At 56.1% G+C, this 23,404-nt stretch carries 19 protein-coding genes and 1 pseudogene; 3 read left to right on the forward strand and 17 right to left on the reverse strand.

Translation table 11 applies throughout. The annotated features are described in order from the left end of the window. Positions 1-90: 90 nt before the first annotated feature. The 7 genes from HYP802_RS22570 to HYP802_RS0118380 form a co-directional block, all read right to left on the reverse strand. Positions 91-480: a (2Fe-2S) ferredoxin domain-containing protein gene (locus HYP802_RS22570; RefSeq protein ID WP_244420909.1), complete on the reverse strand. Its 390-nt coding sequence runs from the start codon at positions 478-480 to the stop codon at positions 91-93. An 11-nt stretch (positions 481-491) separates the two neighbouring features. Beyond that, positions 492-1,481 (reverse strand): GTP-binding protein, encoded by a 990-nt coding sequence (locus HYP802_RS0118355; protein ID WP_013949170.1) that lies wholly within the window; start codon positions 1,479-1,481, stop codon positions 492-494. Positions 1,482-1,678: 197 nt separating this feature from the next. Then, positions 1,679-3,352: a tubulin-like doman-containing protein gene (locus HYP802_RS0118360; RefSeq protein WP_013949171.1), complete on the reverse strand. Its 1,674-nt coding sequence runs from the start codon at positions 3,350-3,352 to the stop codon at positions 1,679-1,681. Between the two features lie 117 nt (positions 3,353-3,469). Further along, positions 3,470-3,886, reverse strand: coding sequence for a hypothetical protein (locus HYP802_RS0118365; protein WP_244420910.1), 417 nt, complete (start codon positions 3,884-3,886; stop codon positions 3,470-3,472). Between the two features lie 45 nt (positions 3,887-3,931). Continuing rightward, positions 3,932-5,401, reverse strand: a complete 1,470-nt coding sequence (locus HYP802_RS0118370; RefSeq protein ID WP_013949173.1) for a tubulin-like doman-containing protein — start codon at positions 5,399-5,401, stop codon at positions 3,932-3,934. Between the two features lie 34 nt (positions 5,402-5,435). Beyond that, a complete protein-coding gene (locus tag HYP802_RS0118375; RefSeq protein ID WP_013949174.1) occupies positions 5,436-6,173 on the reverse strand; it encodes a CbtA family protein in 738 nt (245 codons plus the stop codon). Between the two features lie 21 nt (positions 6,174-6,194). After that, entirely contained in the window at positions 6,195-6,422 is a 228-nt protein-coding gene (locus HYP802_RS0118380; protein ID WP_013949175.1) for a CbtB-domain containing protein, read from the reverse strand. Positions 6,423-6,964: 542 nt separating this feature from the next. Here HYP802_RS0118380 and HYP802_RS0118390 point away from each other — a divergent pair. Next, positions 6,965-8,002: an aliphatic amidase gene (locus HYP802_RS0118390; RefSeq protein ID WP_013949176.1), complete on the forward strand. Its 1,038-nt coding sequence runs from the start codon at positions 6,965-6,967 to the stop codon at positions 8,000-8,002. 67 nt (positions 8,003-8,069) lie between these two features. Here the strand turns inward: HYP802_RS0118390 and HYP802_RS0118395 are convergent, their stop codons facing one another. From HYP802_RS0118395 to HYP802_RS22575, 7 genes and pseudogenes are all read right to left on the reverse strand, one after another. Next, complete coding sequence (locus HYP802_RS0118395; RefSeq protein WP_244420911.1) at positions 8,070-9,980, reverse strand: VWA domain-containing protein; 1,911 nt, start codon at positions 9,978-9,980, stop codon at positions 8,070-8,072. A gap of 423 nt (positions 9,981-10,403) precedes the next feature. Further along, on the reverse strand, positions 10,404-11,204 hold the full coding sequence (locus HYP802_RS0118400; protein WP_013949178.1) for a CbbQ/NirQ/NorQ/GpvN family protein: 801 nt from the start codon (positions 11,202-11,204) through the stop codon (positions 10,404-10,406). A 282-nt stretch (positions 11,205-11,486) separates the two neighbouring features. After that, a complete protein-coding gene (locus HYP802_RS0118405) occupies positions 11,487-12,065 on the reverse strand; it encodes an ANTAR domain-containing protein (RefSeq protein WP_245261511.1) in 579 nt (192 codons plus the stop codon). 98 nt (positions 12,066-12,163) lie between these two features. Next, positions 12,164-13,330, reverse strand: coding sequence for a transporter substrate-binding domain-containing protein (locus tag HYP802_RS0118410; RefSeq protein ID WP_348623683.1), 1,167 nt, complete (start codon positions 13,328-13,330; stop codon positions 12,164-12,166). A 312-nt stretch (positions 13,331-13,642) separates the two neighbouring features. Further along, positions 13,643-13,768, reverse strand: a pseudogene (locus tag HYP802_RS24045) (short-chain dehydrogenase/reductase); the annotation flags it as partial. Positions 13,769-14,355: 587 nt separating this feature from the next. Further along, on the reverse strand, positions 14,356-15,126 hold the full coding sequence (locus tag HYP802_RS0118415; protein ID WP_013949183.1) for an intradiol ring-cleavage dioxygenase: 771 nt from the start codon (positions 15,124-15,126) through the stop codon (positions 14,356-14,358). A gap of 438 nt (positions 15,127-15,564) precedes the next feature. Continuing rightward, positions 15,565-16,203: a Spy/CpxP family protein refolding chaperone gene (locus HYP802_RS22575; protein WP_013947426.1), complete on the reverse strand. Its 639-nt coding sequence runs from the start codon at positions 16,201-16,203 to the stop codon at positions 15,565-15,567. A gap of 208 nt (positions 16,204-16,411) precedes the next feature. Between HYP802_RS22575 and HYP802_RS0118435 the strand changes: the two genes are divergently transcribed. Both HYP802_RS0118435 and HYP802_RS23035 read left to right on the forward strand, forming a co-directional pair. Further along, positions 16,412-17,143: a response regulator gene (locus HYP802_RS0118435; RefSeq protein WP_013947425.1), complete on the forward strand. Its 732-nt coding sequence runs from the start codon at positions 16,412-16,414 to the stop codon at positions 17,141-17,143. Positions 17,144-17,607: 464 nt separating this feature from the next. Then, on the forward strand, positions 17,608-18,573 hold the full coding sequence (locus tag HYP802_RS23035) for an ATP-binding protein (protein WP_245261512.1): 966 nt from the start codon (positions 17,608-17,610) through the stop codon (positions 18,571-18,573). A 31-nt stretch (positions 18,574-18,604) separates the two neighbouring features. Here the strand turns inward: HYP802_RS23035 and HYP802_RS0118445 are convergent, their stop codons facing one another. The 3 genes from HYP802_RS0118445 to HYP802_RS0118455 all read right to left on the reverse strand — a co-directional run bounded on the left by HYP802_RS0118445 (position 18,605) and on the right by HYP802_RS0118455 (position 23,091). Beyond that, on the reverse strand, positions 18,605-20,146 hold the full coding sequence (locus tag HYP802_RS0118445) for a PepSY-associated TM helix domain-containing protein (RefSeq protein ID WP_024276297.1): 1,542 nt from the start codon (positions 20,144-20,146) through the stop codon (positions 18,605-18,607). Further along, positions 20,146-20,706 carry a hypothetical protein gene (locus HYP802_RS0118450; protein WP_024276298.1) on the reverse strand — a complete coding sequence of 187 codons (561 nt, stop codon included), beginning with the start codon at positions 20,704-20,706 and terminating at the stop codon, positions 20,146-20,148. The genes HYP802_RS0118445 and HYP802_RS0118450 overlap by 1 nt, the downstream gene beginning before the upstream one ends. 102 nt (positions 20,707-20,808) lie before the next feature. Next, positions 20,809-23,091 carry a TonB-dependent siderophore receptor gene (locus tag HYP802_RS0118455; protein WP_024276299.1) on the reverse strand — a complete coding sequence of 761 codons (2,283 nt, stop codon included), beginning with the start codon at positions 23,089-23,091 and terminating at the stop codon, positions 20,809-20,811. Positions 23,092-23,404: the final 313 nt, after the last annotated feature.

Raw genomic sequence — 23,404 nt, forward strand, 5'->3', positions numbered from 1 at the left:
CACGTGAGATCACCACACGAATAGTGTCACATTTTTTTGGACGAGCTTCGAGGCGCGTTTGCTCAACGGGCGAATATTGCCGGCCCGACTTCAGCCATGCAATGTGGTGGGATCGATAGAAAGCGCAAGACGCTCCACCTTACGTCCAGCGACAATGTGCGAGCGCAGAATTTCTTCCACATCCTCTTGCGTCTCGAATCGATACCAAACGCCTTCAGGATAGATGACCAGCACCGGTCCATGTTCGCAAACGTTCATGCAGCCCGCGTGGTTGATGCGAATGCGCCTAACGCCCGTGGCCATACCAAGCCGACACATATAATCGCAAAGCTGACGACTGCCTTTACCGCCACAGGAGCCGCGCCGGTGCGTCGGTGGACGCTCATTCACGCAACAGAATACGTGAATGCGATAAACCGGTTCGCTATCGTTCGCCGCGGAAGATTGAGCTGTTGCCGATTTACCGCCGTTGCCGCTCACAACTTCCATCCTTATCCGGCGACGCAGCGCGCAAAACCTGCCGCGAACTCGGCGCGGTTGAGATTTTTCCCGATGACGACGAACTGCGACATCCGCGACTCATCATCGAGCCATAACCGGTCTGGACGCATCGTTGTGAGCATTCGGACGCTCTGGAATACAATCCGCTCTCGAAAACCACGCGCATTGAAAATACCTTTGGTGCGGTAGAGATCCTCCCCACGGGTTTGCGCCATATCGTTCAGCCAAAGCGAGAATTTATTGAGATCGATCGGGCGGCTCTCCTGCAAAATAAATGAGCCTACGGATGCATCGTGCTCATGCTCGTGATCATCGAGAAATTGCGGATCTACGTCGAGCTTCTGCACCAAGTCGAACGCGCCAACCCCGATCACCTGATCGATGTCGATCTCTGAGTTCGTCGTATAATGGATTTTTGCGAGCGGGTTTAGAGCTCGAACCCGCGCTTCCACGGCCTTCAATTGCTCCGGTGAAACCAAATCGACTTTATTGACCAGAACAATATCGCTAAATGCAACCTGCTCGATGGCCTCGTTGCTTTGCTGCAGATTTATTTCGATATTGACTGCGTCGACTACCGTCACGAAGGCGTCAAGACGGATGCTTCGTTTCACTTCGTCGGCGACAAAAAAGGTCGATGCCACCGGTGCCGGATCTGCTAGGCCCGTTGTCTCGATCAAAATTCCCTGAAGTTCAGCGCGTTGCCGGAGGCGCTGCAGGGTATCAATGAGATCTCCGCGCACAGTGCAACAGAGGCAGCCGTTATTGAATTCCACGAGCTCTGCCTGTTCATCTTGAACGACGAGCTGACCATCGATGCTGATCTCGCCAAATTCATTGACGATGACGGCGATGGTCTTGCCGTGCTCCTTATGCAGGATATTGTTGATCAGCGTCGTCTTGCCGGAGCCGAGAAAGCCGGTGATCACCGTGGCAGGAATGCGATCGCTCGCTTTTGAAAGCGATGAGTCGATGGACATGCAATCACCTCTCTAAAGTCGTGCAAGATATGTCGAGAGCCGCGACCATTACTGCCAGCCTGTAACATCAGCAAACGCGCCCCGCGTAGGATACTTGATCCCCGCGGTACGCGCTCACGCAATCGCCCATGGCCCTCGCATCGACGAACTGCGCCGGGTGAGGGCAATTGGAAGACTTGTCCTCACCCGGTTTCACCTTAAGCCTCGGCGGGCGCGCCGAGTTGCTTGGCTGGAGTTCCATCCGACGCGAGCCGCTTTACCGGAGCACCGCCCGGCGTCGGCACGACCGTCCGAGTCATTGCCGCGATACCCTGCTCGAGGATCACCTTGCGGTTGGGCGGCGGCAGCTTATCGCCGCGAAGTTCGTCGTAGGGTACGACGACCCAACATGCGCAGCCCCAGATGCATTCTCCGGCCATGCCTTCAAAACGGATCGCAGGCTCGGAGAGCATGGGACCGATGTCGATCAGCCAAGCGTGCTCATTGAGCTTTTCCTCCCACGTCAAACCCTCGTAGGTCTTCTGGCTTGCCCAGAAGGCATCCAAATCAGTCTTCGCCACACCAGCAAGAATAATGTCGGCGTATGCTGTCAGCGCATCGAAGAATTCGTTGGTCGAAATCTGCATCGACGATTCTGAATCGAGCAAATATTCGTCAGCGATGAGCTTCTTGAAGTCCGTTTCCATCTTCGCGATCGGCATATTGCGAGAGCCATAGATCAGCACCTCCGCATAATCCGTACGGAACTCATCCTTCAAGCCGTCATACTTGGGAACGAAGTCAGTCCACTGTTCGACGACTCCTTCCCACTTCGATGGCGCTTCGCCAGGCAAAACCTGCACGCCAGGATGCGTGAGCTTGGCAACGTCGAACATGGTCCAGCTGCGTGCTTTGGCACTGACGGTTTCGTGAGGTGCACCGGTAAGGCCGGCCGGCCGCATGGCGCGGAAGAGGTTGCGGCCGTTGTCGGAAACGACAAACCGCATAAACGAATCCGCGACAAAGCGGTTCGTGACCATCTCCTTAAAGCCCTGCCGGATTGCAGCTTCACCCGTCGTCGTATACGCCGTCAGCCGTTGCCAGCTCTGCTCGGGATTGACGATGAAGAAGCCGCCGGTGAATGGATTGCGATAGAGGTCGCCCCAGACCGCGATCACACCGTTGTTTTTGTCCTCATCGAGCATGCAATCAATCTCGTTGAGAGTGGTGTAGAGCTGAGGAGCGTTATAATAGATTTCGGGATCGCCCGAATGCGGGAGCTGCCCGACGCCGATTACCGGAATGCGACGGCCGAGTTTCACATTCGACAGATGCCGCGCGAGATCGACAACCATGCCGCTGCCGGTTCCTCCCGCCAGACTGAAGCAGAGCGTAATCATCGACGGCAAGCCTGACTTGTCGACTTGATCTGCGAATTTGCGAAGTGCTTTCTCAAGCGGCCGCTCGTCTGCGTAGTAGGCGTTCGCATAGATGCCTTTGGCCACGGCGCGCGGGAAGTGGCCGCCGGCTTTCGGCATTTCGTATGTCTTCGGCACATAAGACTCGAAGTTCGGATTCCAATAATACCGAGGATATTCGAGTTTTAAGAATTCGCGGGTGCGATTCATGCCCTCGAAGAATTCGTCTTTGGATGGCACAGGCAGCGGCACGGCCTGAAACAGGAAGCGATCCGTTGGAATACCGCGAGATTCAAGACGCTTCACGAATGCCTTGGCATAGTCCTCGGCGATACCCATGTCCTGCTCGCCGATATCGACGACCAGCGCCGAAAAAGTGGCGCGTGGATCGGTCAGCTGGTCTTCGATTTCGCCAGTGCGCAACAGCGCCTCGACGTAGGCGGCACCCGTACGGCCGATACCGACGACGTGCATACAATGGGGCGCCTGTGTCCCCGTTGAGCTATGATAAAGTGATGCAGACAAAGCTACCTCCATGCGGTCTATTGATGTTCCACGTGCTCGATAGTGTTCCGGCCTTCGACGATCGTCTCAGCATCGGATCGTAAAAGTCTCCGTTGCATCCAAGAAACCAAGGTCTCTCAAAATGTGTGCAGTCGATGTTGCGCGATTGCGCGTGACGTAGAGCATGTAGTCCTCTACGAAGAGGCCGGGATCGCGCGATATCGTGCCGTCTTCGATCAAGGCGACGCCCTTTTCGAGATCGGCGCGGGCGAGTTCGGCAGTCCAGATTGGCGTCCAAATATGAATCGCCTGATCCGTGACTTTCGATATCGTGACGAACTTGTCGCCTACGATGGTTGGAACTTTCGCTCCGGCACCGTACTTCTTTTTGACTTCATCCCAGTTGAGCGGCATGTGTTTCAACCTCGTTTGAGCAGGCCGATCCGGTGCAAGCAGCCTGAGCCGTCCAGATATTTTCTTCACGACTTCCCAACTGAGCGACATCCAAGCAGACCTTGTGCAAGCAATGAGCTGGCGTATGCGACCGTGCTATTCTGAAATCAGGGCGCTCATGGGAACTGCGATCCAGCTACCGCCTTCGCCGAGACTCGCACCTGCCATACCTTCGATGCGGTTAGACGGCTCACTGAGCAGAATGCCCTGATCGAGAAGCAGCGAGTGATCGAGAATTTTCTCATCACGATCTTCCTGGCTATAGGCATCAAGCGTCGTTCGGAACAGCGACAGGTCAGTCTTCTGAATGGAAGGAAGAACGAACTGAGCCGACGTCAACCGACCGTGGCCGGTCACTTGTGGAGGCACGTCTGGTGAGAAGGCGGCTTCTATCCCGGCTACTGCTGTAGCCACGCTATTTTGCTGCTCCGAAGGCACGCGCACTTCGATAAACTCCGGCTTGTAGGTATCGCGAATGCCGAGAGATGAGCGCAACCCGCTTCCGATCGGAGCCGCGGCTCCTTCCAGATCGCTGAATCCGAACATGTGAATCCACTTCGCGCCCCACGGCGTCCGCGCGGCTGAATGCTGCGTCGAAGGCGCAGCCACCCAGTTCAGCATCCGGAGCGTTTCCAGGAGATTGGCGCCGCCGCGCTCGGTCAACAGAGAGGTAACCTCCGCATCGACCCTACGATGGGTTTCCGCGAGATCATGCGTCGCGTTCCAGACGTGCTGTTGCGGCACGAGCAAGAGACCGGCGGTAAAAGGATTGCGGAACAGTTCGCCGCAAGACGCGACAAGCGCTTTATTTTTTGTTTCGTCGCCGAGACAGTCGAATTCGTTGAGCGCTGCAAACAGGCCACCGCCGCGATGCTGCGAAAGATCTCCATCACAGGGAAGGATGCCGAGGCCAACAACAAGCGCCTGCCGGCCAAGCACGACGTTTGTCAGGTGACGAGCGATATCGACTACGATGCCGCTGCCTGTCCCACCACCCATTCCGAATGCGATACAGACAATCGACTGAGCGGACTCGTTGTTCACATGCTCTCCGAAACGGCGGATAGCTGCTGCGAGTGGGCGTTCGCCATCATAATACGCGCGACCATAGAGTGCTTTGGCGTAGGAGCGCCGAAAATTACCTTCAGCGGTCTGCACATCGCCGCTTTCAGGCAGCCATCCCTTGCCGTCAAACGTCCACGGATACATCGGATATTCGAGCTTCAGCAGTTTCTCGTAATCCTGGAACGTATTGCTGAGTTCTTCGGCGCTGATCGGATCGAGAGAGATGATGTCGACGTCGGCCCGCCCTTCGGGCAGAGCAGCAGTAGCCGTGCGGACATCTTCAAGATCTTCATTTCCGATATCGACAACGAGCGCGGTCATTGGGCTATCGGAAGGCTGTAGAGAACGAAGGACATCCGCGACGATCTCCGCGCCGGCTTTACCTATGCCGATGATATGGACGTTGAACGGCACGACCGCTTCGCCACCAACTCGATGCACACCGCGACGCAGCGCTTCGAGTTTTCGCTTCTTCAGCCGCTCTTCAAGTGTCAATTCCATAGATCACCCCTAAAACTCGATGCATTAAGCGTCGTTAAGCGCGGCCAAGTTCTTTTCCGGTCGATGTGCCATGTCCTCTTGCTCGTTCAAGAGACGCGCCGAAGACAAGCGCGATCGTGCCCCATAAAATGACCTGAATGCCGAGAGAAGAGACGCGAAATTTCCAAAGTAGGTCGGCGGGAAAACCTTCAGGGACTTCGTTGATCGACGGCAGCATGAAGCCTGCGAGCGACGCGAGCACGATATAGACGCTGCCTCCGATCAACACCGCGTTCCAGGTACCGAAACTTGGAACGAATTGCCGGGCTGCGCTTATCGCGATCGCTAAAGCCGCGAGCGAGAACACAATCATTCCGAAATAGAGTTGTGTTCGCGCTCCTATGGTTTCAGGCGAACCAACCGCTGGCGGATTCGCCGGATATTTGAGATCAGGCACGAGGTAGACAGCTACAAATCCAAGAGCAGCCATGATGATGGCTGTCGTTCGCGGCGAGCGAGTAATGATCCGCCCCTGAAAGAATGCGAACGCAAGGGCAAAAAGCCCTCCCATCGCTGTGCCCACGACGGTAACGCCGGTCAGCAGACCGACTCCGGCCTGTATTGACCGGCTGACAAGCTCCGGCTCCTCGGCTTCGCCTCTGGCTTTCGCCATTTGCTCTTCAAAACCGATAGCATGATCGACCTGTGGCTCGCCGAAAACCTCGGCGAAACCAAAAGCGAGGAACCCGGCAAGAAGACCTGCGAGCATGCCGCGTAGAAGCAAAGATCCCATATCCGACAATCTCCGCTGAGGTCAGTGACAAGGGAAACCGAGAAGATGGCGGCCGTCATGCACGAACTCATGAACGTACATGCTGTTGAAGATTGCAGTCGCGCCCTCTTCGACGCCGATGAAGTACATGGCGAGAACGAACAACAATCCTGCAAATACGGCCCAGGGAAGGACTTGCCGCAGCGGAATGGGAGCATTGCCGGAGAGCAGTTCGGAAGTCTGGTTCGATTGCAGGCTCGCAGTGGACATCAGTTTTTCTCCAGATTTTTGGCCAGAAAACAAAAACGCCCCACGCAAGTCCCCCCGAAGGGTGAATGCAGTGAGGCGCCGGTGCCAGCTATGTAATGAAGCTTTATCGCTCGGAGGAAATAACAACACAGGCGTCTTTGGCCTGTCAAGCGATTTTGGAAAGTCAATTCGACGTCGGTTGCAAAAAAGCGAATGGCACGCAGCTACTGCTGCATTCGTCAGCATTCTGCGCAAATCTGATGCGTGTCTCGAATGCTTGAACAGATGCGGGAAAGATGATTACCTTCATCATATGGGCGTTCGGACATTATCGTCAGCAACGCCTAATCCGGGCTACCAGAACTGCTGGTCCGTTCAAGCTGAGTGATCCGTACGCTCTCGAAAAAGAGCGGTGCGCACTGACTTTTGCTTGATACGGCAATCCCTGAATCATCATCTCAAAAATCACCTGATCGATGTGATGGGAGCCGTCGCTGTCGGGATTCGTCCCGTTGGTTGGCTCGTTTGCTGAGCGACGCTCAGCGCATCAAAAGGATAAAGCGATGTTGCACGGTGACATTTCCAGCAGCAAGGACACGGTCGGCGTCGCCGTCGTGAATTACAAGATGCCTCGCCTCCACACCAAAGCCGAGGTGTTGGCGAACGCTCGAAAAATTGCCGATATGGTTGTCGGCATGAAAACGGGACTTCCGGGCATGGATCTCGTCATTTTTCCGGAATATTCGACACACGGAATTATGTACGATCCGAAGGAGATGTACGAAACTGCAGCTACCGTGCCCGGAGAAGAAACAGAAATCTTCGCAGAAGCTTGCCGCAAGGCAAAGGTCTGGGGCGTCTTCTCTCTGACAGGTGAACAGCACGAAGAGCATCCGAAGAAAGCGCCGTACAACACTCTGATCCTGATGAACGACAAAGGCGAGATCGTTCAGAAATATCGCAAGATCATGCCGTGGGTTCCGATCGAAGGCTGGTATCCGGGAAATTGCACGTACGTTTCTGACGGGCCGAAGGGCATGAAAGTCAGCCTCATTATTTGCGACGACGGCAATTATCCTGAGATCTGGCGCGACTGCGCAATGAAAGGCGCCGAGCTTATCGTACGTTGCCAAGGCTACATGTACCCCGCCAAAGACCAGCAAGTTTTGATGGCGAAAGCGATGGCGTGGGCAAATAACTGCTACGTTGCCGTCGCCAATGCTGCCGGATTTGACGGCGTCTATTCTTACTTCGGTCATTCCGCCATTGTCGGTTTCGATGGGCGGACGCTCGGAGAATGCGGAGAGGAAGAATACGGCATCCAATATGCGCAGCTCTCCAAGTCGCTCATTCGCGACGCGCGACGCAATACGCAGTCCGAGAACCACCTCTTCAAACTCGTCCACCGAGGCTATACCGGCGTTCTGAAATCGGGAGACGGGGAGCACGGCGTCGCCGCTTGTCCCTACGACTTCTACAAGAAATGGGTAGAAGACCCCGAAGGGACTCGCGAAATGGTCGAGGCCTTCACCCGGCCGACGATCGGCACAGATGAGTGCCCGATCGATGGCCTTCCAAACAAAGAAGTCGTTCATCGCTGACCGACTGCCGATCAGCATCGGGCCTTGCGACCAAATCAGGCCCGATGCTGCTAATCGATTTCCGCCATCAACGCCGAGACAAACGAAAATACAGTTCTGACAGCCTCATTGGCAGATCTTCGACGCCAAGCACGGGCATCGTATTCCCTCGGCCGAAAATATTTGGCGCTGATCCCGATGGCGAACCGACAATAACGCCGAAGCTGTCTATCCCCCGGCCCCTTAGTCCAACGACCGCGCGACGCGCATCTTCCACTAAGTCGAGAGGATCATGCGTATCCACGTCGGACGGCTCACCGTCCGTAAGAACGATAATCAATTTACGATAGCTCGAAACACCATCAAGAACCGCGCCTGAATGGCGCAATGCCGTTCCGAGCCGAGTGGAAAGTCCGGATTTCAAACCGGCGAGCCGCGAGACCACTTGCCTGTCGTAGGGCTGGGCGAATGCTTTGATCTGAGTAAAGCGCACGTCGTCGTGACCGTTGGACGCAAATGCAAGAAGTGCGAAAGGATCTCCAAGCGCGGCCAGAGCCTCCGCAAGCGCCGCAACAGCAACCCGTTCCGTATCGAGAATACTACGGCCGGTGGTCGTTACCTGCGCTCGCGTGGATTCGGAAATATCAATCAACAGCGCGATCGCAACGCTACGTGCTGCGACATGAGATTTGCGAAAGATGCGTCCATCCGGGAGTTCGCCCCCGCGCAGTGCGATGCCCGCGTCAATAACGGCATCGAGATCGAGGTCGGGCCCCTCGACTTGCCGCGTAAGCCGCACGGAGCGACCGACACTTGCGCGCTGCATCAGTTGACGGATGCGTAGCCGGACCGGCGTGGCCGCATCCAGCGCCTCCTCGACGAGGCGCGGATCGCCTGTTGCTGCTGGGATTTCACGCACTGTCGACCAATCGCGACGTTCAAGTCCGGAGGCGCGATCCCATTCAGGGTAGCGCGCAATGATCATTCCTGGCTGGTCCGGAGACGTAGGCCGCGCGCGTCCTGCCGACTGGCGTTCGGCCTGCGAGCGATCGTCAAGTGGCGCATCGACGTCTTCCGTGCGTTCCATTCTTGCGGCTTCGACCAACATCTCGTGCGACTCGGCTGCAATGCCGCTGTCATCGTCGAAATCCCACAATCCAAGACCATCGTCCCGGTAGGGCGGTTCGACAACAAAAGATTTCGCGTTGAACTGGAGACGCATTTGGCCCAGATCGTTACCGAGAAGGCCACCGATATCTCGGCTAATCGATGGATCGTCGAGGCGCGCCCAAGCGGCTTCGAACAAACGCCGACCTTTCGTAACGACACCATGATCGTCCTTGTAGGAAGGATCGAACAACGCGCGCGCAAGCCTCGTCATAATCGCTTCGGCCGTATTTAGATCGCTGGCTTGCGCTATATGATAAGGTGACCAAAGTGTCCTCAGGCCCGGAAGACGCTGCATCGCCAGCGTCTCGATACGTGCGTCCTCTATGAGATTGACAAGAGCAATCTGCAATGGCTTGAGCGATCCAATCCGAAATGGCAAACCGCCGAACACGAGATGGGCGCTCGCATGTGCTGCGCACGCGCGGAACAAATGGCGTGCTTCTTCATCGTCTATGCCTTGAAAATGTTCCGGCAATCGGATCACTGGGCCAGCGATATTGGCGCGCCTTGGTTGCGGACGATTTTCAGAACCAACAAGAGCTCGCAGGTTCGGGGGACGCCCCCAAAGCGCCGTGAGAAAAAGCGTCAACGTTCGGTCGAGTTCATCGAAATGCGGACCGCCTTGTTCTTTCCGCACAAGCCTTCGCGCAATGTCGTCTTCAAGCGCGAAAAAAACGCGACGGCGTTCGCGATCCTCTGCAGCGGATCGCTTGAGACCGACGGATATGAAATGCTCGAATACGTTGATGTCACGAGCCTCAAGTGCATCAGACGTCCGCAACGCCAGAGATTCGACGCACTCCGGCGCTGCGCTCGCGAGTTCTCTCATGGCTTGCCACCATCGGAGAAATGCACGGGCATCCTCCAGTCGAAGGTCTGCTACCCTGCTCGCCAGAAGCGTTGCGGCGGCGGCGCGTGAACCTGCATTGCGACAGATATCTGCAGTGATTACCGCGACATTCGTGCCGAACTCCAATCCGCGCCTTTGATACTGCTCCCGGCTCACATGCCAATACGCGGTTAGACATCCTGGCCCGACATTGACATCAGCAAGGATCAGGACCGCTTTCGCCCATGCTTCGAGTTCATCCTGGCCACAACGGAGGCTCAGGAAATCCCAAACATCACCGAAGGCACCACTCAAATCGCTCCGCCGACGCATTAGAAGTTGAAGTCGGGCAGACGCGCGTCCCTGAGACGGAGCGGTAACCGACTCCCCGGGGTGGGCTGATGTCATCATCCCGGAGCCTACCTACATCAGGCAGGCGGCGATGGCGTCGCTGAGCGCCGAACGCACGTCACGATCGTCGGAAATCGGTAGTACTATGCTCGCATGCACCGCTGTTGCGATAGGAACTCCGGTTTTGATCAAGTGACCAGCGTGGATCAGCATTCGCGTCGAAGCACCTTCGTCGAGTCCTTGGCCTCGCAAGTTGCGCGACCGTTCCGCGATTGTCACTAACTGCGCGGCTATGTCCTTCGTCGTTCCTGCTTCGCGCATGACGATCGAGGTCTCGACTGCCGGCGATGGATAATCGAAATCAATTGCGATGAACCGTTGCTTTGTCGATTCTTTTAAATCCTTGATCGCGCTTTGGTAGCCTGGGTTGTACGAGACGACGAGTTGAAAGTCGCGGTGCGCCGGCACCATCTCATTGCGCTTCTCCAGAAACATCACGCGCCGCGCATCGGTTAGTGGATGAATAACGACCGTAGTGTCCTGTCTGGCTTCCACGATTTCATCAATGTAGCAGATAGCTCCATTACGGACAGCGAGCGTCAGGGGGCCATCATGCCAAACGGTGCCTTCTGGCGTGAGAAGAAATCGCCCAGCAAGGTCAGCAGCAGTCATGTCTTCATGTGCTGCGACGGTGACGAGCGGACGGTCAAGCCTCCACGCCATATGCTCAACGAAACGGGTCTTGCCGCAGCCCGTCGGACCTTTGAGCATAACCGGAAGGCGACTGGCGTACGCCGCTTGGAACACCGCGATCTCGTCTCCGATGCTCTGATAATAAGGCTCATCCCCTATGCGATAGACTTGCAGATCCATCGAACAACTCCGTTGAGATCGTTCAGATTCGCAGGTGCGCAAAAGCGCTAGCCCCGCGCTCTCACGCAGGGCAAGGAAACCCTGGAATTTGGTGTATCGAGGCCGACGATGCTGTCGGATGAATTAGATGTCGCCGACGGTGTTGTCGGTCGAAAGTCTGTGCTTCAAAAAGCTAGAGCACTTAAACATAAAGTACGACCGCCAGACAAGCAGCTAGCGGCCCCTTCACCCCCATTTCCCAGTAGCCCTTAGATGATTGTAAATGCTCCAGCCAAACGTTCCTTAGCGCGGCAACCCACCCAAAAGGCCATACGATGACACAATCGCTTCGGCGATATTGCTTACCGGAACCCGTCGGGCCATCGCCTGCGAGCGGATATATTGGTACGCCTCTTCGCTGCTCACCGACCGCATATTCATGACAATCGTCTTGGCCCGCTCGATCGCACGCATCGCCCGCAAGTTCTCCTCGAGCTTGGCAGCTTTGCTGCGAAGACGGCGCTCATAGCGGAACTGGCTCAATCCCATTATCACGCTAGCTTTGACCGCATTTGCTGTAAAAGGTCGAGCTAAGACGGCATCCGGCGTCACGGCTTCCAGCATCGCCGATGAGAACGGCTCGGTCTGAGGCAACATAATTACCAGCGCGGCCGTTGCTTCCCCGATCGACCATGGCAACCGGCGTTCCAGGTTCGGCGAATAATCACAGAATATGATTTCGGCGTCAGTCGGGAGCGTGCCGGCGTGTCTGTTGACCAGTCGCACATCCATCCTGAGCTTTTTGAGTTCGCGCATTAGAAGATCGAGTTGATCTTCCACTTCGGTCTCGACGATTACGCGCAATTCGTGAAGTTTGCGCAACGTCCCAAATGCCTGGACGTCTGTATCGCCAGGACCATCGCACGTCTCTATGTCTTTCATAGTCATTTCCGAATTGGCCTGAGATGTGGTCACTTAGCTTAATCGATAGGACCGTGGAGGAAGAACGGATCGGCCATCACCATGCTCGGCGTTTCTACCAAGACGTCGAAACTGCCGTTTCGATTGGCCCGCCCTATCCGGCTCTGCAGATCAGCATGCCCAGTCTCATTGATACTCACACAGCCCTGCGGGGATTCGAAGGACGATCCTAAAACGTAAGGCCGCAAGATATCTGTATCGAGCGTGTCCGCCTTCTCCAGCGCCTGGGCGAAAAGATAGATTTGAAAATATGCGGTTTCCGCACATACGTTTGGCGTCGTATGGTCACCAAACCGCTTTTTGAATCTTGCAATGAAGGCATTATTTGCGTCGCTTTGAATGCTTTCGAAATAGCAAGCCGCCGTAATGTGCGCTTCGCCCACGTCGCAGCCCATCGCGTGGATTTCCGCTTCCGTCGTCGTCAGGCTGGCGATTGGCACGCATTTGGGATCAAGACCAGCTTCGGCATAAGCTTGATAAAGATGGCTCGTGCCTTGTCCGACGACAGTCGAAAAGACGACATCTGCGCCCGACTCTTTAACGGCCTGCGCAATCGGCTTGAAAGCAGCACGGGGCGAATGAATGTCGACATACTGCTCTGCGGCTACGATACCTCCTTGCGACAGAAGGCACTCCCGCAGGAAGCGATTGGTCTGGCGCGGATAGACGTAGTCAGATCCAATGAGAAAAAAGCGCGGGCCATAGGTCCGGAGCATATATGAGCACAACTTGACGATCGTCTGATTTGGCGCTGCACCTGTATAAATGACGTTAGGCGATGCTTCGAAGCCTTCGTATGGGGTGGGATACCAAAGCAGACCGTTAAAACGCTCTACCACCGGCATGATCGCTTTCCGGCTCGCCGAGGTATAGCAACCGAAGATCGACGTCACGCCGTCCTTGATCATCAGTTTCTTAGCAACATCGACATAAGAACTTGCCGAAGAGCCCGGTTCATAAATAACGGGAACGATTTCCCGCCCGTTGACACCTCCGCCGGCGTTGATCTCATCGATCGCGAGCAATGTTCCACACAGCTGGGTCCGTTCGACCTCCGAAGTCCAGTTCGTCTGAGAGAACAGGATGCCGATGCGCCAAGGTTCGTTTTTTGAGCGTTGGTTACGCGGCATGAGGTAAAGCCTCCGTTCGCACCTACCAAGAACCATTGGGACTTAAAACGAATACTACAGCGGAATAGAATGGTAATCAGGTGCCCAGATGAAGTTCTTATCGACATTATCGTGAACTGACTTCAGTGCATTTTTTGCGCCACATCTCGCAGGTGCTGAAGGAGGACTTTTGACCCCCCTGCTCCAGCAATCTGCTTTTCTGCGCATCAAGACGCTCGATAAATGTGCAACTCCTCTACGCTGCGCTATCGAATAGTTCCCTAGCTTGGCGAGCGTGGCCCGCTTTTCGAGCGACGATGCTTTATAGTCCTTAATCTCGATATCGCCAAAGCGAACGGAACCGGCATCGAGAAAGTCCGCGCGGAATCGGCCGTGACAGACGCACGTCATCTTAATGCCAAAAGGCTCCATTTCCTTGGCAAGACTCTCCGATCAGCCCGAGACCGCATGTTTGGTTGAGAAATAAAATCCGGGATCGTCACATGATCCCAAGCTCTCGCGGACGCCGCCCCTCCGCCGAGCGTACGCTTGTATGATGCCTCATCAAGACCGTCGCCACAGAGCAGCCGATGGCGGACGAGACGGAACAGGTCGCTCCTCTTAGGATCTCCGTGGCGGACTAAGCCAATTCGCCCTAAAACGCGGGCCTGCCGCTTGCCCCGCTCCTGTCGGGGTAGTGGGGGACAGAAGCGAACGGCAGACCCGCGTAGAAGTTCATGCCGGAAAGACGACCGAGGAACCGGCATGTATGCGTCTACACTGGCGTTTGTAGCTTATTGATACCGAGGAAGGATGAACTTCGCGCGTCGAAGTGTAACTAAGTGTGTCGCAGCGGGGTTTAGGCAAGTATTACCGCCGAGCAGCGAGGCACTGACTTTGGAGTTGGGACTGCGAGGCATCGATGGCCGTCTCAAGTTTTCAAGTTCGGGGAAGAACGCCAGCATGGCAAAAATATCTGCGCCCCAACCCAAGTAACGAGCGCGAGTGTTTCGGACACGTTCGGAACTAGCGCCTAAGGCGCCGTAAGGGTGCGCCAAGGATTTGCGCAGAGAGATGTCGGTTTACAGCCCGATGAGTTGGCGCAAATAAGGTCCCCACCCCATCGAACGCTTCGCTGCGGATCCGGTTCGGTCGACCGAGATAACCAGTGATGCCGTCAACGTGTCCGGCGTTTCGTCGATGGTGAAGACGATGCCGCCTCCTTCGCGCTTGCCTTCCTTGAAAATGAAGTCCGAGTTATTGTCAGTGTCGGGATTGGGCCGTTGCTTATACGGCACCTGTTCGCGATAAATTCGCTTACTCAAATCGTCAGGAAAGTAGATTTGTCCGGTGACAAGCGTGAGTTCGTCGAGGAAAACTTTTACGTGGATATGCGGCGTCCTCCCGGGGTACCAGCCTGGATAGATGGTGCGAAACAGGACTCTTCCGCCCCCATCTGTCATTTGGGTGCCGCGCAGATAAATCTCGTCCGTCGTAGATATCCGGCGATCATCGCCCTGATGCGCATAGCCCGAATAGACGCCGCGCGCATCAGCATGCCAGACATCGACACGAGCGCCGGTCATTGGTTTGCATGTCGTCGCATCGATCACAGTGAGCAGCATGATCGTGCTTAGCCCCGGCCGTCCTTCGCGAATATCGGAGCGAATTAGTTTTCGATCGAAGTAGTACGGTCCTTCGATCGCTTGGGGGAAAAGCGTGCACTCTCCCGGCTGGCCAACGGGTGAATTATCAGTGGCATATGCTTCAGTTGGCGTTTCAACGAGTTTGACGGCCGCAGTGCCGAGCAGCAATCCACGTACTGCCTGCCGTCGGGAAAACATGTGTTTCATGTCACGTTCCAAAAATCTTCGCCGACAGCAACTGATCTATGGCCTAAACTGAAGATCAAGCTGATAAAACCTCAATTCCAGCCCCAAGAATGCGCGAGCCTTCTTAAGCGCAACGACAAATAGACCTGCCATCTCGGGTACAGCGCCGACATCTCCAAAAACTCCTCTTCCCTCAATGCACCGTCGCGTATGAGGCTTAGAGCCAATTGCTCGGATGCCGTCCGGGGTTGAACGTTCAGCAAAAGCTGCCGATTCATATTTTTTGGTTCCATATTCATTTTGCTAAATGACATCAGACGGGTGCACTCGTCGCTGCGATAACAAAGAACAGAAACATCAGTGTGAGCAGCAATCCGATTTCGTAAAAGCGTGTCATCGCCGTCTCCTCAAATGTGCTGGACGCGAAGAGATAGGAAGCTCCGCGCCCAGCATCTCCGCTCACAACGGGTCGGGATGCAGACCGTCAGGTCCGTTCCCGCCACCCAAACCCGGAGGCGGAACGAGATTGAAAGGCGGCGGCGGCATCGGTCCGTCGTGCGGCGGAGGCATGATGCGCTGTTCTATTGCACTAACTTTGGTCAACTGTTCGGGCGTGAGTTTTGCCCGAAGAGCTTCGATAGCTTTCTTGAGGGCTTCTGCATCGTGACCGCGCGCGACCGCGTCATCTGCCATTTTCTCAGCGAACGCGAAGGGCTTTTGTTGATCACCCGCCGCCGGTTCCGGCTCTTTCTTACCGGGACGAGGCGGCTTGGCGACATTCAGCAACGCGTCTGTAAAGTCGCGCCAAGCATCAAGTTGTTCGACACGAATGCCGATCTCGGTCTCAGCTTCGGACAGAAGCGAAGCCAAGGGACGAGGACCATGCGGCGGCGGGGGCGGCGGCATGGACGCGAACATTCCGCAACCCGGGAATTTGTCGCCCATTCCATGGATACCGGGCCCCATCGCCATTTGCTGCTGCGGCGGCATTTTGCTGGTTGGCTCTGCGGCCGCACTCGAATAGATGGCGGCGCCACAGACGAGTGACATTGCGGCGGCAGCCGTCACTACGATGACGGATCGTTTATTCCTGGACACGACAACCTCCTCAGCTTCACGGCGGATCACCAAAAAGCTTTCAAAGCTCTCGCGATCACCGGTTGCGCCGTATCTAACAGAGCGAAGGGAGGTTTGGATTTCGGGGACACTTCGAACTGTAACGGTCCGTTACAGAAATGAGATTGTTGTGTGGCTGACCAAGCAATAAAGAAGATAGAATGCCAGTTAGAACCCCAAAGGCGATAAGTTGTTTGCATCTCCCCATATCCTGCTAGTCGACGACGATAAACAGATACGCACCGGCCTAGCTCGCTTTCTCGTCTCGAACGGCATTCGCGTCACAGAAGCCGGAAACGATATTGCGATGTGGAAGTCGCTTGAGGTGGGGAAATTCGATCTTATCGTTCTCGATATCATGATGCCGGGCGAGGACGGCTTGTCTCTTTGCCGACGACTAAGAGCGACCCGGCCGATTCCGATCGTATTGCTGACTGCGATGTCGAGCGAGACGGATCGCATTATTGGTCTGGAAATCGGTGCTGACGACTACGTAACAAAGCCATTCAGTCCGCGCGAACTTCTTGCGCGTATCCGTGCGGTTCTTCGCAGAACGCAGAACGCTCTTTCGAAAGAAGAGCCGGTTACGCAGAGCATCTACGTGTTCGACGGTTGGCATCTCGATACGGTGAGAAGGGTTCTGAGAAATCCGGATAATGTCCTCGTCGATCTTACAGCGGGAGAATTCGATTTGCTGCTCGCATTTGTTGAAAGGCCCCAGCAAGTCCTGACCAGAAACCAACTTCTCGACCTGACGCGCGGACGTTCCAGCACGCCCTTTGATCGCACAGTCGACGTCCAGCTCAGCAGACTGCGGCGCAAGATCGAATCCAATCCCGCGCAACCGACGCTCATCAAGACCGTTCGCAGCGGCGGTTATATTTTCACCGCCCCGATCGACAGCGAAGCGACGCGCGATTGAAAGCAACCCCCATGCGAAAATTTCGGGTCGGCCTCAGCACGCGCATTGCACTCACGATGCTTACTGCACTGCTTCTTTTGCAGGGGCTCAATGCGGCGACATTCTTCTTTTTGCCGCCCCCCACACAAACGATCTACAGCGCGCGCTGGCTGATTTCTGAAACGAGCGAAGCAACGAAGAAAATCTTCGACGTCGAGACGACGCGTCGCAAAGATGTCGCCAAAACGCTCAGCGACGAGCTGCATCTTTTCATTTCGTGGGACGAGATACGTATGGAGCCACCAAGCCCAGAGCGCGTTGCGTCCGGGTTCTTTATGCGGCTGGAGCGTTCGCTTCGTGAAAGCCTGGGCGGGAGCATCAGGAGCGTCTCGGTGGAACCGCGCGGGGGTCCGCCTTTCCCGCGAGGCGGCGAGAACACACAGTTTGTGCCCGCAGGATTTGAGCAACATTTGCCGACAGGTGCATTGGCGACCAATGAGCCCGATATTCCCATTATCGGCGGCTTCAGCATTTTGGTCCAAGGACCTGATGGAAGCTGGCTACACATTGAGCCGCGCCGCCCACCACGATTAGGTCCGCTTTTTAGTCCCCCGATGATCACTGCCGCCGGCGCGATCCTTCTAATCTCCTTTCTATCCATATGGACGGCCAAGCGCACGCTGTCTCCGATCGATGACCTTGTTGGTGCGGCGCAACGCCTTGGGATCGATCGCAACGCCACCCCGGTCGATACGAGGAAGCTGGGAGACTTTGCGGTTGTCGGCCGCGCACTGAATGAGATGCAAAACCGCATCAAGAATTTCGTCGATGAGCGGACGCACATGCTCGCCGCCATATCGCACGATCTTCGAACGTCCCTGACCCGACTCCGGTTGACGATGGAGGAACTAGATGAAAGCGCGAGCAAGAACGCGCTCGTCCACAATGTCGAGGAGATGGAGCAGATGCTTTCGGCGACGCTCGCTTTCGCAAGCGACGACTTGAAACGCGAAAAGGCCGAGCGTGTGGATCTCGGTGCATTACTTATCACGATTTGTGATAGTTTTTCGGATGCAGGCGCATGCGTCGACTACCAAGGTCCGGATCATCTGCTTACTGTCTGCCAGCCCATCGCAACCAAACGAGCGTTCATGAATATTGTCGACAACGCGGTGAAATACGGGATGTCCGCACGCGTCGGGCTTCAGCTAAATGGCGAGCATGTCGTTGTCACTGTAAAGGATCACGGTCCCGGCATTCCGGACGAGTTGATTGAGACGGCCTTTCAGCCATTTCACCGGCTTGAACAATCTCGCAACAGGGAAACGGGCGGCGTAGGACTTGGATTGGCCATTGCCAGAGATATCGTTTCTGCCCAGGGCGGCACGATCACACTCAGTTCACCTCATGACGGTGGTTTGCTGGCGACAGTGCGGCTGCCACGCAGCTAACGCTCCGATCATTATCTCTGCTTACTGACCATCATGGGATCGCGGCAGAGATATTCGACGTTCTCACCGTGTACGAAGTCCGAACGGCTAGAATTAGAATAACTGCCGCCATGATCAGCAATCCGGCATCGATCCACGATGACGCTGGATCGGTCGCCAATCCGCGCCACTTCCAGAAGTGAAGCGTGGCGACACACGCCAAGGCAACACCAGTCAGCGCTTGCAGTATTTTCGTAACGAGCGCTGCGTTCCAAAGCACGAATGAGACTGAAAGACTCGCGATGGTCGCCGTTAGATAAACAGCAATGAGCCCATCCTGCACATAGAGCGCCGCAACCGCTACAATTGCGAGTGCCAGCGGCTGTCCCCACACCAGACCTGACCAGACCCTTTCCCATCGCTCAGCCGGCCGCCCTTTGTCTCGCCGGCGAGCCAGCCAGATCGCAACTCCACTCTGCGTGACGATCGTGAGCGCCAGACCTAGAATAGCGTAGAGAATTTTTGCGGTTAGGCCACCAAACCAGCCGAAGTGAAGCGGCTGCAGCACTCCGAGTATCTGCTGCCCGATCCCGCCCTCTTCAAGACCACCATCACCGATGCGTTTGCCAGTGCTATCAAAGTAATAGGTATTTGCAAATGCAAGATGTCCCGGTGTCCGCATCCGCAAGTGCACCATTTGGCCGCTCGTCGCAATCTGCTGAAATTGAACAGATACGAGCTCTGCGTCGGGTTTCTCGCGCCGCACGTCGGCGATCATAGAGGCGATGTCCGGCATCGCAGCGGGCTTGCCCGTCGCCACTGCTCTTGGACCGAGAATGGTCGCCAACGCTTTGTCGGAATCGCCCTCATACGCCGCCAAAGCCAGTACTCCGACGATTAACGTCGAAAGACCAAGAAGCGCCCCACTCAGCGAAACAATAAAATGAAACGGCAGCCCCCAGACACCCAACCGATTATGAAGGTCGGCTTCCTGCAATCGCTTCGAACCGCCCCAGCGCAACGCGAAAGCATCTTTGAAGATTCGCGGGTGTGCGAGCAGTCCCGATATGAGAGAGGACAGCAGCGTGACCCCGGTTAAACCTACAATGAAGAACCCCCAAGTCCGTGGCAGATGAAGCCGCGTATGCAGTTCGCCGAGAAAATCGGCGAATGGAGCAACCGTGCGCACGACCAATCGGCCATCCGCGTCCGCCACCCATTCTCCGTCTTTCCCTGTAGCCACATTGAAATAGTTGACGGTGAATCGGGGATTGATCGCGCTTGGAAATGTCAGAACGACATTTTGGCTTGCGTCATCGATTAGGGCTTGCCCGTGTGCTGCCCAAGTCGCCTCCGTTACAGCCTTAGCGCTGAGCGGACCGCTGACCCGCGGCGCATTCGGCTGTTCCCAGCGGTGAAACTCCAGCAAAAAAACGCTAAGTGTGCCTGTCAGACACACGACGTATATCAAAGCGGCAAACGCGAGCCCCAGTGCCGAGTGTCCGGCGAGCACGGCTTGCACGAACTTCGGCGGCAGCAGCGGACGTTTCCGGCTTCTCGCGATGTCTTGTACAATCGGCTTTAGGCTCGTCATCACATCAAAACTTTTGGCAAAAAGGCGATGCCGTAACTCACGGCCGACACGCCAAGCAGAATGATCGTCGCCCGCGCGAGCTTCGCATCCGCGAGCGTCCACGCCATGCCGCCGCCCCACAGCACGGGCACCAGCACGCCGCCTATAACAATGCGATCATGAACCCCGAGCGGCATGGCGACGGCGAATGCGACCCCGACGCCGATTGCAGCGACACCGGCGAGCACAATAGCCAACAGACTTTTGGCAACCGCGCGTCGCCAGTTGGTGCGCCGAGCTTCCGGCTCAAGCGCGAGAGACGCCATCACCGGAGATCGTCTGCCCCGCACTTCGACCGTCATCGCGACGGCGGCGTAGGCCATGATAGCAAGCGCCAGCAGACCGTAGGTTAGCGCGACCTCGCCGCTCATTTGGCGCATCAGGACGGCGAAGCTTGCGACAAGAGACAGCCAGCCGCCGACCACCCATGGCACATGCGGCCTGCGATCGCTGAGCCAACTGGCACGCAGTAAGATGAGACCGGCCCCCATAAAAATGAGCGCCGGCAGCACTGTCAGCATGAAGGACGGCGAAGGAATTGCGGGCCTCTTCGAAGTTAGAACTTATACGAACATCCAGCTGTGAGCGTCCGCGCTTGGACTACAATCGCGCAGCCTTAACGATCAGAAGTTGACCGTGCTCGACACCAGATAGGTGCGCGGCGCACCGACTGTTATGATGCCGTCACCGCTATATGATGATGCGTAATAGTTCGTATCTAGAATGTTCTCGACGTTAAAACGAACTGTCATCGGCTTGCCGTTCCAGGGATTATCGAAGGTATAGCGGGCGCCAACGTCGTAGCGTGTCCAATCGGGAATGGAGTAATGATTTGCTGCGTCGATATAGACGCCGCTCGTATAGATCGTCCGGCCGTTCAGGGTCAGGCCTCGGATCGGCGTATCCCATTCGGCGCCCATGTTGACGCTGGTATCGGGCACACCTTGCGCTTTGTGCCCGTCATTGGTGCCGTTAGCTGTTTTTTCCAAGCGCCCATCGATCAAAGCAACGCCGCCCAACAGGCGCAGCGTTGGCGTAAGCTCACCAAACACATTGAATTCGAGGCCGCGATTGCGCTGCTCGCCGTCATAACCAAGGACGTTGTTGATTGCGAGCAGCGAAGGCTCTGCGATGTCGAAAGCAGCGAACGTCGTGCTGATGGCCCCGAAATCGACCTTAATTCCCACTTCTTTCTGAGTGGTTTGCGACGGCGGCAGCACGTCGCCGGCATTCGAATAGGTCGGACCAACTGTCGTTCCCATCTGCAGGCCTTCGATATAGTTCGCGTAAAGCGAAACGTTCCGAAGCGGCTTTACCACCACGGCATACGCAGGGCTCCAGACCGACGCGTCCGTCGACGAGGTGTCCGTGCTTGTTGCAGTAGTACGAGTGTTGTCGGCTCCTGCATCCTGATGACGGACGCCGATCGTGAATTGGACGCGATTGTCCAGGATCGACATCGTATCCGACACGCCCTCGCTCGACAGGTCGGTTTCCGCCAACGTCGCGATCTGCGGGCCGAAGGACGTAGGCTTCGGGATGGGAACCGGATCGTAGATGTTCGAGCAGATACTGTACCCTTGGAACGCTACGTTGTAGGGCGGCGGCAGGCAAGACGCCGCGTTACCGTTGTGCCAGCGACCGACGTTGTCGCGTACAGTCTTGGAATAATCGACATTGAACAGGTGATTGATCGGACCGGTATCAAAGTCGGCACGGATCCCCGTGTTACCCGCCCAGTTTTGCGTCAGAGAGCCACCTTTGAGCGGGAAGGTTACAAAGTCTCCGTTAGCGTTGAGCAGGCCAGGCGAAGCGAAGAGATAGTCGAGATTGTTGTCACTCCAGCCGTAGGCGCCGTAGGCAGTCACGTGATCGGTAAGTTTGTACTCGCCGCGTACCATCGCGAACGTCGAGCTTGTATTCCAATACTCCCAAGGCATGCCGCCGTAGTTAGATGAGGCATCTGGCGCTGGCGGAACTTTTCCGTTCATAAGCGGCAGGAAGGGGGGAACGGGCCTAACCAAAGTAGGAAGTGATGAAGGAACCACGGTGATGAACCGTTGGACGCCTGTCAAATCATTCGCCTGATAACCGACGTCTGCAGAGAGGCGCAGCCGCTCGCCGCGATAATCGAGATTGAGAACGGCATCGCCCAACTCGTTGTGCTGATCGTCGATCGCGGTGTCGCCGGAGCCGTAGCTCCCATTGAACCGCACACCGAATTCTTTGCTCAGGCCGTAGCGTCGGGCGTAGTCGAGTTCAGTACCGACCAGCCCCTGAGATTGATAGGTCGTCGTGACCTGCGTGATCGGATCGTCAGGCGCCTGCTTCGTCACAAGATTGATGCTGCCGCCCACTGCGCCGCCCGGAGGCATGCCGTTCAAGAGCGCGCTCGGTCCTTTCAAAACTTCGATACGGTCGACGTAATTGGGTTGCGTGGTATAGGTGGGCGCGATGCCATAAAGCCCGTTCAATCCCATTTCGCCGGTATCGTAATAGAAGCCGCGAATGTAGAACGTATCCTGGCCATAACCCGCACTCGCGCTTTGGTTTGCGCGTACCGACGGATCATTCAACAAGACGTCCGCAACCGAGCGGGCCTGCTGGTCCTGAATCGTCTTCGCCGTAAAGCTTGTCTGATTGAAAGGCGTATCCATCACGCTTCGGTTGCCGAGCATTCCGAGCTGGCCGCCTGTCGCAACCTGACCACCTGCGTAGGCGACCGGCGGCGTCAGCGTGGACATTGGATTGGTCGCCGGCATCGCCGCGGCAGCAGCCGAGTCAGTCTGCACGGAACTGGCACTTTGCGGCAGAGAATTTGGCTTTTTCGACGCGACGGTTTTTTTCTTGGAAGGCGCCTTCTTCGTCGAAGTTACCTTGGCAGCTTCGACAGTGATCTGCGGCATCGGAATTGGATCAGCGGCAGGCGCTTGCGTGAAATCTTGCGGCGGTTCTTGAGCTGAAGCTTGAGACAGTGTGAGGACAGAACATACGAATCCGCACGCGCAAACGGCACGCCAAGCACTGTACACCTGAAACTCCTATTCCAATTCCACCCGTGACCGGAGCGGCTCGTGTCATTGCAAGGGGACGCCGATGGTCTCGCCTCCATTTGTATACTTTTATTGTAATGTTTCAATCTGATCGCTTGGCGACGTGCAAGACGCTCAGATCGTGGGTTCAATCGGCAACATTGCGACCTTTCGCCATCTTCGGAAA

Source organism: Hyphomicrobium sp. 802, assembly GCF_000526135.1.
GTDB lineage: Bacteria > Pseudomonadota > Alphaproteobacteria > Rhizobiales > Hyphomicrobiaceae > Hyphomicrobium_B.